This window comes from Pseudomonas sp. GW822-FHT04C11 (assembly GCF_058800905.1).
Genome location: NZ_JBXAMS010000013.1, coordinates 22,384 through 39,663 on the forward strand (window position 1 = coordinate 22,384; position 17,280 = coordinate 39,663).

10 protein-coding genes and 1 pseudogene are annotated in these 17,280 nt (G+C 61.1%); 5 read left to right on the forward strand and 6 right to left on the reverse strand.

Features of this window, described 5'->3' with window-relative positions:
- The 3 genes from AC1RJ3_RS20185 to AC1RJ3_RS20195 form a co-directional block, all read right to left on the reverse strand.
- Positions 1-1,590, reverse strand: coding sequence for a DHA2 family efflux MFS transporter permease subunit (locus tag AC1RJ3_RS20185; protein WP_493080101.1), 1,590 nt, complete (start codon positions 1,588-1,590; stop codon positions 1-3).
- Positions 1,587-2,714, reverse strand: coding sequence for an HlyD family secretion protein (locus AC1RJ3_RS20190; RefSeq protein ID WP_103316094.1), 1,128 nt, complete (start codon positions 2,712-2,714; stop codon positions 1,587-1,589). Before AC1RJ3_RS20190 ends, AC1RJ3_RS20185 begins: the two co-directional genes overlap by 4 nt.
- 102 nt (positions 2,715-2,816) lie before the next feature.
- Positions 2,817-3,581 carry an AraC family transcriptional regulator gene (locus tag AC1RJ3_RS20195; protein ID WP_347927441.1) on the reverse strand — a complete coding sequence of 255 codons (765 nt, stop codon included), beginning with the start codon at positions 3,579-3,581 and terminating at the stop codon, positions 2,817-2,819.
- 100 nt (positions 3,582-3,681) lie between these two features.
- Here AC1RJ3_RS20195 and AC1RJ3_RS20200 point away from each other — a divergent pair, with 100 nt between their 5' ends.
- The 4 genes from AC1RJ3_RS20200 to AC1RJ3_RS20215 all read left to right on the forward strand — a co-directional run bounded on the left by AC1RJ3_RS20200 (position 3,682) and on the right by AC1RJ3_RS20215 (position 13,052).
- Positions 3,682-4,839: an MFS transporter gene (locus tag AC1RJ3_RS20200; RefSeq protein ID WP_347927439.1), complete on the forward strand. Its 1,158-nt coding sequence runs from the start codon at positions 3,682-3,684 to the stop codon at positions 4,837-4,839.
- 109 nt (positions 4,840-4,948) lie between these two features.
- On the forward strand, positions 4,949-6,676 hold the full coding sequence (locus tag AC1RJ3_RS20205; RefSeq protein WP_493080104.1) for a ShlB/FhaC/HecB family hemolysin secretion/activation protein: 1,728 nt from the start codon (positions 4,949-4,951) through the stop codon (positions 6,674-6,676).
- A 107-nt stretch (positions 6,677-6,783) separates the two neighbouring features.
- The gene (locus AC1RJ3_RS20210; RefSeq protein WP_493080106.1) at positions 6,784-11,571 is read left to right on the forward strand and encodes a hemagglutinin repeat-containing protein; all 4,788 of its coding nucleotides are present in this window, start codon (positions 6,784-6,786) and stop codon (positions 11,569-11,571) included.
- A gap of 773 nt (positions 11,572-12,344) precedes the next feature.
- Entirely contained in the window at positions 12,345-13,052 is a 708-nt protein-coding gene (locus tag AC1RJ3_RS20215; protein WP_493080108.1) for a PA4824 family protein, read from the forward strand.
- 92 nt (positions 13,053-13,144) lie between these two features.
- Here AC1RJ3_RS20215 and AC1RJ3_RS20220 read toward each other — a convergent pair whose 3' ends face one another.
- Positions 13,145-14,296, reverse strand: a complete 1,152-nt coding sequence (locus tag AC1RJ3_RS20220) for an MFS transporter (RefSeq protein ID WP_493080110.1) — start codon at positions 14,294-14,296, stop codon at positions 13,145-13,147.
- Positions 14,297-14,447: 151 nt separating this feature from the next.
- Here AC1RJ3_RS20220 and AC1RJ3_RS20225 point away from each other — a divergent pair, with 151 nt between their 5' ends.
- Entirely contained in the window at positions 14,448-15,440 is a 993-nt protein-coding gene (locus AC1RJ3_RS20225) for a diaminopimelate epimerase (RefSeq protein WP_493080112.1), read from the forward strand.
- Positions 15,441-15,557: 117 nt separating this feature from the next.
- On the opposite strand, the pseudogene codA reads toward AC1RJ3_RS20225, so the two are convergent.
- Positions 15,558-16,795 (reverse strand): annotated as a pseudogene (codA, locus tag AC1RJ3_RS20230) (cytosine deaminase).
- Positions 16,796-16,892: 97 nt separating this feature from the next.
- Positions 16,893-17,249, reverse strand: coding sequence for a 6-carboxytetrahydropterin synthase QueD (gene queD / locus AC1RJ3_RS20235; protein ID WP_019692825.1), 357 nt, complete (start codon positions 17,247-17,249; stop codon positions 16,893-16,895).
- Positions 17,250-17,280 lie beyond the last annotated feature (31 nt).

The window sequence follows — 17,280 nt, forward strand, 5'->3', positions numbered from 1 at the left end:
TCAGTGATCGGCCACGGGCGCCGCGGGCGGTGCCACCTTGCGCATCAGTGGCACCATGGCGGTGGCGACGATAAAGCACAGCATGATCATCAAAAACGCATCGCCATAGGTTTGCGTCTGGGCTTCGCGGTAGGTCAGCAGCCACAGTTGGTGCAGGCTGGCTGTCACGCCCGCGTCGCCGCTCTGACCCAGGGCGGCGAAGTTGCTGCCGACCTGTGACAGCCACTGGTTCATGGCTTCATTGCTGCTGTTGAGGTGCTCGGCCAGTCGCGTGAAGTGCAGGTTGGTGCGGTCATTTAGGATCGTCGCGCAGGCGGCAATACCAATCGCACCTCCCAGGTTGCGCATCAGGTTGAACAACCCCGATGCGTGCTTCAACCGCGCCGGGGCCAGCCCGCCCAGGGTCAGCGTCACCGCCGGTGGCACCGCCAATTGCTGGGCAATTCCGCGCAACGCTTGCGGCAGTATCAACTCCCGCGCGCCCCAGTCATGGGTGATCGGGCTGAAGTCCCACATCGACAACGCGAACAGCCCAAGGCCGGTCATCATGATCCAGCGCAGGTCGACGCGGTTGGCCAGAAAGGCATACAGCGGAATCGCCAGGATCTGGAACACCCCGGTGGAAAACACCGCCAGGCCAATGTCCAGTGCCCCATAACCGCGCACCCGGCCGAGGAACAGCGGTGTCAGGTAAATGGTCGCGAACAGACCAATCCCGGTGACGAATGAAAAGAAGCAGCCAAGGGCAAAATTGCGGTCTTTCAGCGCCCGCAGATCAACGATCGGGTTGGCCACGTGCAAGCTCCGGCCGATGAACGCCAGGCCCGCCAACCCGGAAATCCACGCGGTGGTCAGAATCGTCTGGTCGCTGAACCAGTTCCAGCGCGGACCTTCCTCCAGAGTGTATTCCAGGCACCCGAGAAACAGCGCCATGAACACCATGCTCAGGTAATCCGCGCCCTTGAGCAGGGACAATTCCGGCTGGTCGATTTTCACCAGCAGCGGCACCGCGATGGCGACGAAAATCCCCGGCACCAGGTTGATGTAGAACAGCCAGTGCCAGGACGACACGTCGGTGATCCAGCCGCCGATCACCGGCCCCAGCGTCGGTGCCAATGAGGCCACCGCGCCGATGGTCGCGGCAGCGATCACCCGTTGTTTGCCGGTGAAGAAAAAGAATGCCGTGGTGAACACCAGCGGGATCATCGAGCCGCCAAGAAAACCTTGCAGGGCGCGGAAGGCGATCATGCTCTGGATGTTCCAGGCCGCGCCGCAGAGCAAGCTGGCCAGGGTGAAACCAACCGCTGAGACGCAGAATAGCCAACGGGTGGAAAACACCCGCGACAACCACCCTGACAGCGGAATCACGATGATTTCGGCGATCAGGTAGCTGGTTTGCACCCAGGCGGTTTCGTCGGTACCGGCCGAGAGCCCGCCGCCGATGTCACGCAGCGAGGCTGAAACAATCTGGATATCCAGCAGCGCGATGAACATGCCGATGCACATCGTGGCGAAGGCAAACACTTTGGTCGCCGTTGCCATGTTCGCGGCATTGAACGGTACTGCCTGGGCGGTGAGGGCGCGGCTCATGGTGCGCTGGCCCGGGCTATGGCAACGGTGGTTTCCTTGGGCGCGGTTTTGGTATCAACCGAGGCGGTCACCGACAGCCCCGGACGTAATTGGCCGAGCACGCCGTCGGCCGGATCGAGGAGGATCCGCACCGGCACTCGCTGGACGATTTTGGTGAAGTTGCCGGTGGCGTTTTCTGGTGGCAACACACTGAACTGCGCGCCAGTGGCTGGCGCCAGGCTGTCCAGATGGCCATGGAATTCTCGGCCCGAAAGCACATCGGCATGAATGCTCACGCGCTGCCCCGGCACCATGTGCGCGAGCTGATCTTCCTTGAAGTTGGCGTCGACCCAGAGTCCGCTGGCCGGCACCACCGAGAGCAGTTGCGAGCCGGCCTGGGCATAGGCGCCAACCCGCGCCCGACGGTTGCCGATCACCCCGTCGACCGGCGCGCGCAGTTCGGTGTAGCCGAGGTTCAGCTGGGCCAAATCACGTTCGGCACGCGCCTGCATCAACGCCGCCTTGGCTTGTTGCTTGCGGGTGGCGATCACGTCGAGCTGCCGCTGCGTTGCGAGTAACTCGGCTTGTGCCCTGGCACTCAGCGCTTGAGCCGTCTTGAAGGTGGCATCGGCGCGTTGCGCACTTTCCACCGACACTGCATTACTGCCGACCAGCTTTTTGTAGCGGGCATTGTCATCCCGCGAGCGGGCGGTTTCCGCACCGGCGGCATCGATCCCGGCACGCGCCTGACCGATCACTGCATGCTGCAATTGCTCCGTGGCATCGAGATTGGCGAGCAGCGCTTCTTGCGCCGCAACGGCGCCTTCGGCCTTGGCCAGGCTGGCGCGATAGTCGCGTGAATCAAGGCGGATCAGCAGGTCGCCAGCCTTGACGCGTTGGTTGTCGGTCACCAGCACTTCTTCGACATAACCGGCGACTTTCGGCCCGATCACCGTCACGTCGCCACCGATGTAGGCGTCGTCGGTTTCTTCGATGAAGCGGCCGCTGGTCCACCAGTGCGAACCGTAGAGGGCGATCAACGCCAGGGCAAAGAGGCCCGCAACGGCGAGCAGTAGGCGCTTGAGCAGAGGCGGGCGCGCAGGTTGCACGGCAAGGGAAGGATCAACGGCGTTCAGGTTGGTCATGGCAATCCCCTATGGGGTAGCAGTCGTTATTACGATCATAATATGATTCAAGTAATATTTACTGACAAATGATTTTTCCGGCCGCTCGTCGGTTGCCGATGATCATTTGAAATAAGTGCCTGGCGTCTTGCCGGTCATGGCCTTGAAAAAGGCGATGAACACGCTGTCGCTGGCAAAGCCCAGTTCAAACGCGCTGTAACTGATGTTGCGACCGGTAGCCAGCAGTTCGATGGCGCGCATCAGTCGCCACTGCTGTCGCCACTGTTGATAACCCATGCCGGTTTCCCGCTGGAAAATCCGCCCGATGGTTTTGCTGCTGGCGCCGACCCTTGTCGCCAATACCTGCAATTGCGGCGGCAGTTGTTCGGGGAGGCTCAGCAACGGCGCCAGGCGTTTATCCCGAGGCAAGGGCAGCAGCATCGGCTGGTGGATGGCTTCGCGGATTTCACTCAGGCACAGCCCGAGCAAATGCACGAATTTGCCCTGACGCCAGTCTGTGTCGAACGGGGCCATGGCGATCGGCTCCAAGACCGCACGCAGCAATGGGCTGACCTCGATCACGCAGACTTGATGGGGTAATTGAGTCGAGAGTGGCGGCGTCAGGTAAATGGACCGGTAGTCGACGCTCTGTTGCATCACCGCTCGATGGCGCACTCGTGGTGGAATCCATGCCGCGCGCGATGGCGGTAACAGGCAGAGTTGATCGGCCAGGGTAATCCGGGTGCAGCCCCGGCGGGTGAACAGCAATTGCCCGCGCTGATGCTGGTGTAGGCCCGAGTCGTGGTCGCCCAGGCTTGCGGCAATGCCGATGACATCGGCCTCATGAGTGTCCGGGTCGAAGGGGGTTTGTGCTTCAAGCCAGGCCATGAGTTTGTCCGATTTAAGTGGTTTGTTGTCCGGGTCTGGATAATACGTCAGTGACGGCTCCTTAAAATCACCGCCAGTCCTTCTTGGTGAGTAAGCCGTCATGAATTCAAACAACCTGTTGCGCCTGGCCGTTGCCTTGTTGATGTTCGGGCAGATCGCGCAAACCCTCTACAGCCCTGCGCTGGCCGATATTGGCCGGGCATTTGAAGTGACGTCCGCAGCCGCTGCGCAGGTCCTGTCGGTGTATTTCCTGGCGTTCGCTGCTGGTGTCGTGGTGTGGGGGCGGCTTTGTGATCGCATCGGTCGGCGACCGGCGATGCTCGCCGGTCTGGCGTTGTATGCCTTGGCCTCGGTCATGGCGCTGGGTGTCAGTACTTTCAGTGGTCTGCTGGCGGCGCAAGCGCTGGCGGCCTTTGGTGCAGCGGTCGGTTCGGTAGTGACGCAAACCTTGTTGCGCGACTGCTTCAGTGGCCAGGCGCTGGCCCGAGTGTTTTCGATGGTGGGCATGGCGCTGGCGATCAGTCCGGCGTTGGGTCTGTTTATCGGCACCAGCCTGGTCAGCGGGTTTGGCTATCGAGGCGTATTGGTTTGCCTGCTGATACTGGCATTGATCCTGTTCGGCTGGAGCGCCTGGACCTTGCCGGAAACCCGACCGGACAACGTCTCGATACCACCGTTGTTCGCTACCTTGCGGCGGATGCTGCAAGACGTGGCGATCTGGCGTGCGGCGTCATTGGTGGCAGTGTTCAACATCGCTCTGTTCAGCTATTACAGCCTGGGTCCCTTTGAGTTTCAGCGTTTGGGATTGGGTCCTGAATTGTTCGGTTATAGCGGTGTGGTCCTGGCGCTGGGATCGGGGTTGGGGGCGGCGTTGAACAAACATTTGCTCAAGCGCGGCATGAAGGTGGAGCAGCTGATCGGCATTGCGGCCGTGGTGGCATTGCTCGGCGCGCTAGGTGTACTGGGATTGCGCGCCAGCGTCTGGTTTATCGCGCCGATGCTGTTGGTGGCCCTGGCATTCGGGATGGCAATTGCGAATATCCTCGGCTCAGCGTTGACCGGTTATGGCGATCGGTTGGGTACTGCCGGTGCGCTGTTTGGCTTGATGTATTACCTGTTGATCGGCAGCGGTCTGATGCTTGCGGCCTGGAGCCAATCTTTGGGTGGGACGCTGTTGATGTGTGGGGTTCTGGCAGTGTTTTTGAGCGGGTGGATGAGCGCGTACGGCCTGATCGGCAAAAACTGTAGTGATGTTTAATTATTAAATACGACGTAGGCAACGTCTTGCATTTGTGTAGTCAGGGTTTGACTATCACGCCAATTGATAGCGTGGCATTAGGCCAGTTAATCGAATGCAAGGATGTTGAGTGCCGTTTTCGCTTTCCGTTGTCCCGCGTTTTTCCACCCCCTTCTTTCCACGTTTGTTGGCCGCGCTGCTGAGCCTGAGCATCGCTGCGCTCCAGGCTGCAGAACCCTCGGCACTCGGCCAGGAAGGGCTGCGCCAGCAACAGCAGCAACAACGCGATCTGCAACAACTGCAACTGGAACAACGTCGCCGCCAATTGCAACGCGGCAGCTTTGGGCCGGCGCCAAGTACTCCGGCGTTGCCCGCGCAGGTCACTGCCGATGAACGCTGCTGGCCCTTGAGCGGGACGCGCATTGGCGGCGTCACCTTGTTGAACCGTCATGAACTGAATGAGCAACTCAAGCCACAGATCGCTTCGTGCATGGGTGTCGGCCAGATCAATCATCTGTTGGCGACCATCACCCGCTTGTATGTGGACGCCGGTTACATCGCCAGTCGGCCGTACCTGGTCAGTGCCCCGGCAGCCGGTCAGTCGCTGGATATCCGGGTTGATGAAGGTTACGTCGAGTCCATCGAACTGCAGGATCAGAGCTTGCCGGTCGCACTGGGCGGGGCCTTTCCCGGCATGCTCGGCAAGCCGCTGAACCTGCGCGATCTGGAGCAGGGCCTGGATCAGTTGAACCGCTTGCGCTCACTCGATCTGACGGCCGACATCGCCCCCGGCAGCCAGCCTGGTGCCTCGCGGATCATTTTGCGTTCGCGCAGCAGCGCCGCCTCGCGCTGGGCCCTGGGGCTGGGCCTGGACAACCTTGGCAGCGCCAGCACCGGACGCGATCGCGACACCTTGAGCCTGAGTCTGGACAGCCCGTTGCAGCTCAACGATTTGCTCAGCATCAATCTCAGCGACACCCTCAACCACGGCCCACGATATAGCCGCAACGCTAGCCTGTATTACGCCATTCCGTACGGTTACTGGACGTACAGCCTGTTCGCCAGCCATGCCGAATACCGTGCACCGTTCAAACTCAGCAGCACCACGCTGTATAGCCGCGGGTTGACCGACCAGCTCAGCCTGCGCGCCGACCGTGTGTTGTGGCGTGATCAGGGGCATCAGCTCAGCGCCAGCCTGCAACTGGCGCACAAGGACGTCGACAGTTATCTGGAGAACATTCGCCTCGGCATTCAGAGCCCGACGCTGACCGTGGCCGAAGCCGGGTTGAACCTGTTCTGGCTCAACAGCGCGGTGTGGAACCTCGACATCAACTATGCCCAGGGGCTGCGTTGGTTGGGGGCGGACGACGATGCCCAGCGCCAGAACAGCAACCTGCCGAAAGCGCAGTTTCGCAAATACCGCGCGAACCTCAGCCAGTGGCGCAATGGCCAGTTCGCCGGGCAAGCCTGGCAGTGGCAGAGCCAGCTCTCGCTGCAATACAGCCCCGACCCGCTGCCGGCCATCGAACAACTGCTGGGTACCGACGATTCCGCCGTCCGCGGCTATCGCGAAAACAGCGCATCCGGCGCCAGCGGAGCGATCTGGCGCAACACCTTGCGCTTGCCACTGAACAGCGGCCTGCCGGTGCAAATCACCCCACGCCTGGGCCTGGACAACGGTTGGCTCAAGGCCGATCACGGCGCCCAAGGCCAACGGCTGAGCGGTGCCAGTGCCGGGCTCAACCTGAGCTGGAAAAACCTGCAAGTCGACATCGACTACCAACGCAGCCTCAACACGCCCAAGGGGTTTGGGAATGAACCCGAAACCTGGCTGATGCGCCTGGGCCTGCAGATATGAAAACCGTCATCCCCGACAGCCTGAAACAGCCGCGGTATCTGAGCGCGACAGCAGCGGCGCACTCCCCAACGCGCAACTTGATTCAGTCAATTTATTGAGAGGTTCTCATGCCGATAGAAAAGTTCGCGTTTCACCTTTCCCCTCGGGGCAAGTTGCGTTGGGCGATTGCCAGCCTGTTTCTCGTTGCCCAATTGCCTCAGGCGTTTGCCGGTGGCTTGACGGTCGCACCCGGTCCGGGCGGCACCCCGCAGCTGCAAAATCAGGCTGGTGTACCAATCGTCAATATCGTTGCACCCAATGGCGCCGGTCTGTCGCATAACCAGTTTCTCGATTACAACGTCGACCGGCAGGGGCTGGTGTTGAACAACGCCCTGCAAGCCGGGCAGTCGCAACTCGCCGGGCAATTGGCCGCCAACCCGCAGTTCCAGGGTCAGGCAGCGAGCGTGATCCTCAACGAAGTGATCAGCCGTAATGCCTCGGCCGTCAACGGCGCGCAGGAGATTTTCGGGCGCCCGGCCGACTATGTGCTGGCCAACCCGAACGGTATCTCGGTCAATGGCGGCAGCTTCATCAACACTCCGAATGCCAACCTGGTGGTCGGTCGTCCCGAGCTGAACGACGGTAAATTGCAGGGGCTCAACACCCGTGACGCCACCGGCCAATTGCAGATCCAGGGCCTGACGAACCGCGAAGGCAGCATCAACCTGATCGCCCCGCGCATCGACAGCCAGGGCCGCATCGATGCGCGCGACCAGTTGAACCTGACTGCCGGCCGCAATCAGCTGGATTACCCCAGTGGTCAGGTGCGCAGCGTCGATCCTGCCGGCGCCACTCAGGATTCGCGCATCGATGCCAGCCTGTTCGGTGCCATGCAGGCCGGACGCATCAACATTGTCAGCACCGCCGAAGGCGCGGGTGTGCGGGTCGGCCCGGTCCAGGTTGAAGGCCATGACGGCGTGAAGATTCAATCCGCGGGTGACTTGCAGATCAGCGGCCAGGCACTGCCCAACAGCCTCGACGTCACCCGCAGCGCGGTACGCAGCAGCCAGGGTGATGTTGCGTTGCGCGGTGACAAGGACCTGACCTTGGCGGCGGCGGATGTCAGTGGCCGCAACGTCAAGCTCGACGCCGGGCGCAACCTCACGCTGAGCAGCGTTGAAGCGCGCAAGCTTCAGGAGAAACGCGAGAACTGGAACAACAACACCATCGGCATCACCTGGGAAACCTACGACCGAACCCAGACCGACAGCGACTCGCGTCAGCACGGCAGCCAGGTCGTGGCCAGTCACACTGCCGAACTCAAGGCCGGCGCCAGCACCGAACTCAAGGCCGCCAAGGTCGAGGCCGGCGAAACCCTGAAGGTCGACAGCGGTGCTGATCTGCGCCTGACAGCAGCCATCGAAACCCGTACCCAGACCGATCAGGGTAAGCACCGCAAGCACTTGTGGAAAGCCGATTGGAACAACAGCAGCGAAGAGCAACGCAGCGTCACCAGCCAGTTGAAGGCGGGTAAAAACATTGCGATCAGCAGCGGCGAGTTGCTGTCTTCCCAAGGCGCGGAGCTGAGCAGCAAGGGCGACATTCACCTTGCTGGCAAACAGGTCGAGATCGGCAGCGCCAGCCGTACGCAACGCAGCAGCAAGAACGGTTATTCGGGCGATCTGGTCGGTGGCGGGTTCTTCGGCAAGACCGGCGATGCCGATCAGGGCAAGACCCTGAATCAGGGCAGCAAGATCAACGCCGACGGCAAATTAATCGTCAAGGCTGACGACGTGCGTATCAGCGGCAGCCAGGTGCGTGGCCGGACCGAGGCCAGTGTCATCAGCGACAAAGGCTCGCTGACTATCGATGGCGTGCAGAACACCTCGCACAGCAACAGCCATGACAAGGACAGCAAATTCTTTGGCATCGCCAAGGATGAAAGCCGCCAGAACCTCAAGGGCAGCACCACGGTCAACAGCCAGCTGAGTTCCGACAGTAACCTTGCACTCAAGAGCGCCAAGGACATCGACGTGGTCGGCGCCACGGTCTCGGCCGGTGGTTCGCTGAGTGCGGACGCGACGGGCACGTTGACAGTCAGCTCGGCCCAGGACACTTCCGACAGCAGCACCTCGAGCCAGAATCGTGGTTTTGACGCTTATGCCAGGGAGAACGCGCCAGGCGCCGGTCAGTACCGCGCCGGCATTCACTATGAAGACGAACAACAAACCACCACTGCCAACGACACCCGTCAACAGGGCTCAAGCCTGACCGGTGCCAACGTCCAACTGGCGGCGGGCGGCGACCTGATCCTCAAAGACGCCAAGGTCAAAGCCAGTGCCGGGGATGTCAGCCTCAGTGGGCAGAACGTTGCGCTGTTGGCTGAACACGACAGCACCTCCAGCACCACGGACACCACTCGCAACGCTGGCGGTTTCTACTACACCGGTGGTCTGGATCGCGCCGGCAGCGGCGTCGATTTCGCCCACGGCAGCAGTCAGGACAACACCGCCAAAACCACGGCTCGCACCACCGGTGTCGAGAGCAGCGGCAAGCTGCAGATCAACGCCGGCAACGGCACGCTGACCACCCAGGGCGCGCAGGTTGCCGCCGGTTCGACGCTTCAGGTTACGGCGGGGCGGGTCGACAATCAGGCTGCCGATAACACCGACAGCAGCTCCCACAAAGAGAACAACTGGTCGGTCGATGTCGGTGCCAACGTCGAGTACAAAGGCATCGCCCGGCCTGTTGCCAAAGCCATTGAAGGCGTGGCCCAGAGCAAGGTTCAGCAACCGGGTTTGCTGGATAACCTCACGCAGCCGAATGTCGGCATCGATGTCGAGGTCGGTCATTCGAACAACAGCCGTAGCGAGCAAAACAGCAACGCTGTGGTCAGTCAGTTCAAGGGCGGGGCGGTTGGCGTTCAGGTGGCCGGTGAATTGAAGGATCAGGGCAGCCAATACCGTGCAACCGACGGCGCGTTGACGATCAAGGCTGACAGTCAGGTCGCGACGGCGGCCGCCAACACTCACAGCAGCAGCGAGCAATCGGTGGATGCCAAGGTCGGCGTTCGCGTCTACACCACCACCGGCGAAGACGTGAACGTGCGCGGCAGCGGGGCGGGTGGTAGTCGCCAGACTTCCGAGACCAGCTCCAAAGCCGTGGTCGGCAGCTATGCCGGCAATCAGGGCGTGAAGATCGATCTGCGCGGTGATGGCCAGTACGAAGGCAGTCAGTTCAACGGCGGGCAGGGCGGTGTGGCGATCAAGACCGGCGGCAATCTGGCGCTGAATCAGGCCAATGACCATCAGAGCGGCAACACCTCCAGCCTGCGTGGCGATGGCTCGCTGACGGTCGGCACCAATCCCGGCGCCGAAGGCAGCAACGTCAATCTGGGCGCCGGTTTCCAACTCGATCACAAGGCCAACCAGACCGACGACAGCCAGGCCCGGGTCGCGAGTATTCAGGGCAAAGGTCCGGTGCAGTTGAGCAGTGGTGGTGATCAAGTGCTGCAAGGCGCCACCATCGGCACGGTGGTGAACAAGGTGGCTGATATCTCGCTGAATGCGGGTGGCAAGCTCGATCTGCAAGCCGCAACGGAGACTCACAGCGCCACTGGCAGCAATCTGGGCGGTGGCCTCAATCTCGGTGGCGGTAAAAGCAGTACCGAGAAAAGCAGTACCGAGAAAAGCAGTGGCTTGAATGGCAACCTGAGTGCCAATTTCAACATCGGCCGGGTCGGCGAAAACAGCCAGAGCCTGAAGGGTGGCAGTCTGAACAGCCAGGGCCCGGTGCTGCTGAGCAGCGGCTCCAGCGCTGCTGATGCGATCCACCTGCAAGGCACTCAGGTCAGTGCGCCAAGCGTGACCCTCGATGCACAACGAGGCGGGATCTATCTGGAGTCGGCGCAATCGACTCAGGCCATCAACAATTGGGGACTGACCCTCGGCGCTGGCGGTAATGCGAGCAAGTCCACACCGTCGGCGACCAACGATCAGGACGTTGCCAAGAGCGGCCATGGCTTCGACGCGCGAGCGAAAATCGACGTCGACAACCGCAACGGCACCACCCAGAAAAACAGCCACATCCAGGCTGACAGCGTGGTGCTGAACAGCGCTGGCGACACCCGGTTGGCCGGTGCCCGCATCGACGCCAAACAGGTCAGCGGCCAGGTTGGTGGTGATCTCACGCTCGAAAGTCGTCAAGACCATGAAAGCAGCGTCAAGGTTGGTATCGATCTGCGTTTGAATGCAGAGAAAAATCAGCCAGGCGCCGTCGGCAAACTGGCCAAGACCACCGGCCCGCTCAAGGACAAGGTTGAGGGCAAGGCCCAGGAGGCTTTCGACAGCCATCGCGACAAGCTGGAAACTGCCGTCGATAAAAGTGTCGAGGGGCTGGCCTCGGCCAAGGACTCACTGACCCGCAGTGGCAGTTATTCGCTCAACGCGAAAGACTCCGCCGGCAGCAAGGTCGCCGACGCTACCCAAAGCGCGCTGTTCGGCGACAAGAGCGGTGCAACCTCGTACACCCCGACGCTGTACCTGGACGTCAGCCACACCAGCAAAAACAGCGTTACCCAGGCGTCCGGCATCAGCGGCAGCCAAGGCGTCGACCTTCGGGTCGGTGGGGAAACACAACTGACCGGTGCACGGATTTCTGCCAAGGAAGGTTCGGTGGATCTGGGCGGTTCCAGGGTCACCAGTACCAGCCTCAGCGGCAGCGACTACCGGGCCGATGTTGGCCTCAATCTGTCCAAGTCTGCGGTCAACCTGGCGACCGGCGCCAAGGACGAACTCACCCAAACGCCTGACGCCGCCACGGCCAAGGATCGCAAGTTCAACCTCGGCCCGCTGAGCGCCGGTGGCCATTACGAGACTCAGGTGCTGCAAGCCGGTATCGACGAGAAAAGCCTCTAAACCGGATCAGGCCGGTGACCGGTATCACTGGCCTGCGCTAACGACAAAGCCCCTCTCCTGGCAACAGGAGGGGGGCTTTGCTTTCGACTGCGGTAACTAATAAGTTCACTTGTTATTTCTGTCAGCTACCTGAACATCATTCAGAAAACAGTGCGTGTTCTCTGTTGAGTGCGGACAAGTCTGTAACTCGGTGGATATACTCCGGCGCATCCGAAGAGCGACTCCTTAGTTGGGAAGATATCGCTGATAAAGCACTTTTGTAGTGTTTGTTTGTACGTGCGCCTATCAGAAATAAGTGTGCTGATGTTTCGTGATGTGTATCAGTGTGTAACCGGTTTTTTGATGGTGAACGCTGTTGGTGACGGCCTGCATGGGTTTCAAGGCAGGTTTGGTTGCCGGTGGCAGACGTTTTCGGATGAAATAAAGTTGTCATAAGTTGAAATGAATTCTGTCCGGCCAAGTTGGGTAGTCATGCCTCGTCATGGCCATTAATGAAAGATCAGGAGCGTCGAAGATGACCGAAGAACCTAGTTGTAACTCTCAATGCCCGAGCACTGCCTTATTGTTGAAGACATTAACTTTAGTCGTCGCAAACCCTCCTCGTTATAGGCATGAGGAGCATTTGCGTGAACACGTATTCAAGGTCGATCATGCCAAACTACACACCTTGCCGCACCGTCCGGACCGCCCACTCGAAAATCACTGCGCAGGCCGTTGAGGCCGGTTCATTCACTGCTTTTCTTCAAGATCTGTCTCCCCACAAACGCGGGGTCATGCGACAAAACCTGGTGTTTGTCGGAGTGGCCGTTGGCGTCTCCCTCCTGCTGACTCTCGTTTCCAAAGCCCACGCCGCCGGCGGCCCCTATGTGGTCGACGACGGTTCGATCAACGCCCCCGGCGAATGCAACGTCGACGTCTGGTACAAAAGCCAGCGCCACCAACAGTCGAACCATGAAACGGAGCTGTCCCAGGACTGCACGTTCAAGGCGCTGCCCTCGGTGCAGTTCGGCGCCGCGGTGTCCCACGGCCACGACGATGGCGACAGGGAGACCCAAGTCAGCCCGAAGATCAAGGCACAGGTGTTCAGCGATGACGAACTGGGGCTGGAAGTGGCCCTTGCCGCAGGCGCGAACTTCGCCCTCAACCGCCGCCACTCCTTCGATGGCGCCGACCTGACCCTGCCCATGACGTATCAACCTGTCGAGTCGTTGCGCCTGAACGTCAGCACCGGCTGGACCCATGAATACGACGACGGCAGACAGAAACGCAGCTGGACCTGGGGCACAGGCGTTGAGTACGCGCTGGCCGAATCCCTGACGCTGATTGCCGAACGCTTCGGCCAGCAGGGTGCAGATCAGGGCTGGCAGGCCGGACCTCGTCTGCATCTGGGCAAAAAGGTTGATATCGATCTGGTGGTCGGACGCCACCTGAACAACGACCGTGAACGGTGGCTTGCCACTGGTGCCACGCTGCGTTTTTAAACAGCCGGCTGTTCAGTTCACCTCACCCGCCAGTGCATTGTGGCGGGTGATGGTGTGAAAGATCGCAGGCTGCGATCTTTTGCTTTATTGATTCAAACCTTCAACGCCTTGCCACCGACTGCCACCGCCAGCAGCAACACCGCGATCAATCCGAAGGCAAAACTCAAGCTGCTGCCATGGGCGATAAAGCCGATCACCGCAGGCCCGGCCAGGATTCCCGCATACCCCAATGTCGTGATGGCGGGCACGGCGATGTTTTCCGGCATGACGTTCTGTTTGCCGACAGCGGTGTACAGCACCGGCACGATGTTCGAGCACCCGACCCCGACCAGCGCATAACCGATCAGCGCGGCTTCCCAAGCCGGTGCCAAGGTTGCCAGCAGCAAACCGGCAGCCGCGGTCAAACCGCCAAACACGATCACGCGCGTGGCCCCCAGCTTATGCACGATGGCATCGCCCATCAGCCGTCCGACCGTCATGGTCAAGGCAAACGCGGCATAGCCCAGTCCGGCATACGCGGTGTCGAGATCACGCTCTGAGGTCAGGAACACCGCGCTCCAGTCCAGCACCGCGCCTTCGGCCAGGAACACGATAAAGCACAGGCTGCCGATAAACAGCACCACGCCATGGGGAATGGCGAACGCCGGCCCCGAGCTTTCGCTGCCGTAGGGCAACAGGTGGGGCGCTGCCTTGAGCAACGACACCAGCAGAAACACGATCACCACCACTGTCGCGCCCAACGGCGAAATGCCCAGGCCGAGCAGCGCGCTGACACCGGCCGCGCCAACGATCCCGCCGAGGCTGAACAAGCCGTGAAAGCCCGACATCATGGTCTTGCCGCTGGCGCGCTCGACGATCACCGCTTGCAGGTTTACCGTCGAATCCACCGTGCCCAACCCGGCCCCGAACAGGAACAGCGCAGCGATCAGCAGCGGGATCGACGACACCGTCGCCAGCAGCGGCAGTGCCAGGCAGATCAACAGCGTGCCGCCACTGAGCACCCGTCGACAGCCGAAGCGCGAGGCCAGCATACCGGCCATCGGCATCGCCAGAATCGAACCGACTCCCAGGCACAGCAACAACAAGCCGAGCGTGCCGTCATCGAGCCCGGCCCGGGCTTTGGCGTAAGGCACCAGCGGCGCCCACGCGGCGACGCCGAAGCCTGCGATAAAGAAGGCGATGCGCGTCGACATCTGTTCGAGGCGCCCGGGGCGGACGGAGACGGGAGGGATGATGGCGGTCATGAAAATCCTTGGTACTTCGGGGGAGGCTGTGATCAGGGTCACATCCTTGCACATCAGTGACCGTCAGACGACCTTGAGGTTCTGCGGGTGTGATTCGAGTCGCCAACGCTTACAGTAGCGTCGTGTTCCAGACCTCACTCAGGACCTGTCCATGACCTCGCTTTTCGATGCCCGCGGGAATATCTACGCTGTTGTCAGCCCACACGATCTGCGCCAGCGCGGGATCAGTCTTCCGGAGGATGCCAGCCAGTCGGCGCAAAGCCGAGCCGACTGGGCGCTGTCTGCGGTGGAAGCGTTTTGCAGTTGGGCTCCGGGCACCCAACCGGCCGGTGCCAAGGAGCACCGTTCGGACGGCTTGCTGGTCGGCCCGTTTCAGGCTGCGCCACCGTTTGATTTGTTGATCGTTAACACCGACGGCACGTTGGCCGAGCGCAGTGGCAACGGCCTGACGATTTTTGCCCAGGCGCTGACCGAGCAGGGCTTGATGCCGGCGCACGGGCGTTGCCTGCTCAAGGTTCACCATGACAAAAGCGATGCCGTGTCGCCTGTCGAAACCTCGGTCGAGCCTGCGCAGGTCGACGGCGTGCAGGGTTTCTGGCTGGACCTCGGCAAACCGGCCTTCGGGCCGAATGCGCTGGGGGCTCAGGCGCTCGAGACGCGGACACTGAATCAACGTGAGTTGAGCCATGTGCCGATGCTCGCACAACTGAATCCGCTTTGGGCTCACAGTCAGTTCGTGCGGATCGGCAATCCCCATTGTGTGACGCTGGTGGCGGATGCCGAGGCGTTGCCGAGTAATGAGCAGATGCGCGAACCCGGGTTGTTGACTGATCTCACGCGCATCGCTTTTGCGCCACCGTGCGGGACTGGCGAGCCTTGTGCGGCGGGCGTCAATCTGCAATGGGCGAGGCTGGAATCCGAGCGTCGAATTGCTGCTCGGGTCTTCGAGCGTGGGGAAGGCCCGACCGCGTCGTCCGGCACCAGCGCCAGCGCGGTGGCTTGCGCGGCGTGGAGTGTCGGTTGGGTGACGGCGGGAACTGTGGCGGTGGTTATGCCCGGCGGTACGGCGCCGGTGTTGCTCGAAGAGCAGGGTGGCGAACTCAGTCGGGTCAGTTTGTTCGGGACGGCGCGGTTGATGTCCTGATTTTGAAATCGCCATCGCGGGCAAGCCTTGCGCCTACGGATCGGGGGATGGCGAAGGTTCACGCAAACTTTGTAGGCGCAAGGCTTGCCCGCGATGGCGTCAGCCCGGTCAGCCCGGTCAGCCGAAAAGCTCCACCACCGGCATCTGCCGCTTCATCAACACTTCCCCGCCACGAATCGAGTACAGCGGCAAGCCCTGGCTGCGAATCACTTCGTAATCGCTGTCCGCCGACAGAATCAGCAAGTTCGCCGGACGTCCCGGCTCCAGCCCATAACGATCGCCCAGGGCCATGGCCTTGGCGCTATTGTCGGTCACCAGGTCCAGCGCGGTTTGCAGGTTGCGGTAACCGAGCATGTGGCAAATGTGCAGGCCGGCTTCGAGCACCCGCAGGATGTTGCCGTTGCCCAGCGGATACCACGGGTCGACGATCGAATCCTGACCGAAACACACGTTCATCCCGGCTTCCAGCAACTCGTTGACCCGGGTAACACCTCGGCGTTTCGGGAACGTGTCGAAGCGCCCTTGCAGGTGAATGCTTTCGGTCGGGCAGGAGACAAAACTGATCCCCGAGTGCCCGAGCAGGCGAAAGAGCTTGGCGCAGTAAGCGTTGTCGTAGGAGCCCATGGCCGTGGTATGGCTGGCGGTCACCCGTGAACCCATGTCACGGCTGCGGGCTTCTTCGGCCAGCACTTCAAGAAAGCGCGAATGCGGGTCGTCGGTTTCGTCGCAATGCACATCCACCAGGCAGCCGGTGCGCTCGGCGAGGTCCATCAGGAACTTCACCGAACTGACACCTTGATCGCGGGTGTACTCGAAATGCGGAATGCCACCGATCACGTCGGCACCGAGGAGAATGGCTTCCTCCATCAAGTCGCGGCCATTGCGATAGGACTCAATGCCTTCCTGAGGGAAGGCGACGATTTGCAGGTCGACCAGGTGTCGACTCTCTTCACGCACTTCAAGCATCGCCTTGAGCGCGGTCAACTGCGGGTCAGTAACGTCGACGTGGGTACGCACATGCTGGATGCCGTGGGCGGCGAGGGCGCTGATGGTCTTTTTGGCGCGGGTCTTGGTGTCTTCAGCGGTGATGGTCGCCTTGCGCTCACCCCAGCATTCGATGCCTTCGAATAGTGTGCCGCTCATGTTCCAGCGCGGTTCTCCGGCGGTCAGCGTCGCGTCGAGGTGAATGTGCGGCTCGACGAAGGGTGGCACCACCAGATTGCCACCTGCATCGAGGTCTTCGGGGCCGAGGGTCGGCGCTTCGGTCTGACGGGCGATGTTGGCGATCAGGCCGTTTTCCAGGTGCAGTTCATGCAGCCTTCATGGTTGCGCAGGCGGGCGTTGATGATGTGCATGAGGGCGGGTCCTTTTCTCGATCGATAGCGTCAGTGAATGCCTGAATCATAGGCATAAAAAAACCACCGGTCTCGGTGGTTTTTTTTATCCCCAGGCTTATTCGCCGTGGTAGATGCAACCGCTGGTGCAGGTTTCGTGGATGCGAATGGCGCTGAGTTCAGGCAGCAACGGCTTCAGCTCGTTCCAGATCCACTTGGCGAGGACTTCGCTGGTCGGGTTTTCCAGGCCGGGAATATCGTTCAGGTAGTTGTGGTCCAGGCGCTCGTAGAGCGGCTTGAAGATCGCCTTGATTTCCGAGAAATCGCGGATCCAGCCAGTGTGCGGATCGAGATCACCGCTCAGGTGAATCGCCACTTTGAACGAGTGACCGTGCAGGCGGCCGCACTTGTGACCTTCCGGGACGTGAGGCAGGCGGTGGGCGGATTCGAAGGTAAACTCTTTGAAGATTTCCACAGTGGTTTGAGCTCTGTCAGGTGGCTATCGC